This window comes from Flavobacterium piscinae (assembly GCF_004122145.1).
GTDB classification, from domain to species: domain Bacteria; phylum Bacteroidota; class Bacteroidia; order Flavobacteriales; family Flavobacteriaceae; genus Flavobacterium; species Flavobacterium piscinae.
Genome location: NZ_SBKQ01000033.1, coordinates 1 through 783, shown reverse-complemented (window position 1 = coordinate 783; position 783 = coordinate 1). Strand labels below are relative to the sequence as shown.

The 783-nt window shown below is 41.3% G+C and carries 1 protein-coding gene; it reads right to left on the bottom strand.

The window, feature by feature from the left end; translation table 11 throughout:
- A partial coding sequence (locus EQG68_RS14885) for an OmpA family protein (RefSeq protein ID WP_164975477.1) occupies positions 1-783 on the bottom strand: 783 nt, incomplete at its 5' end.

The window sequence follows — 783 nt, the reverse complement described above, 5'->3', positions numbered from 1 at the left end:
TTACTTCTTCACAATCAAGAACTCACTTCGTCTGTTTTGAGCGTGTTGTTCTTCGCTGCAGGTTTCTTTACAATCCACTTTTGGTTCGGTTTCACCCATTCCTTTGCCGGAGATTTGCTCTTTCGAGATTCCTTTTGAGAGGATGTACTGAACGGTTGACTTGGCTCTGGCATCAGATAATCGTAAGTTGTAAGCTTCACTTCCTCTATTGTCGGTGTGCGACTTAACTAAGATGACCATGTTTTTATTGTTTTGTAAAACTTGAACCAGTTTGTCTAACTCAAAAGCTCCCTCTTGGGTAATGTTACTTTTGTTGAATTCAAAGAAAATAGCATTTAACACGATTTCCTTTTCTGTTACAATCACATCAATTGGGTTCAAGGCGGCGTCTACTTTTCTTGCTTCGCCTTTGCTGGCTGCTACTGCAAAGGTGTTGCTCTCATAACCGTCTTTCGAGGCTTGTATTGTATAGGCTTTGTTACACTCTACATAATACGCCACCTCACCATTGGCTCCTGAGGTTTCTGTGGCAATCACGTTTTTCTTCTCATCCACAATGGCTACTTTTGCATTGGCAAGTGCTTTGCCTGTTTTGGCATCGGTAACTACTGTGATTACCTCTACGCCACAAACCGGAGTGGCTAAATAGATGTTATCTACACCCGAGCGGTTGGTAGACAAAAATCCGATGTTCTTCTCTGCATTTAACGAAAAAGCAAAATCATCTTTCTCACTGTTAATTGGTTTGCCTAAGTTGGTTGATTCACCTTTGGTCATATCATA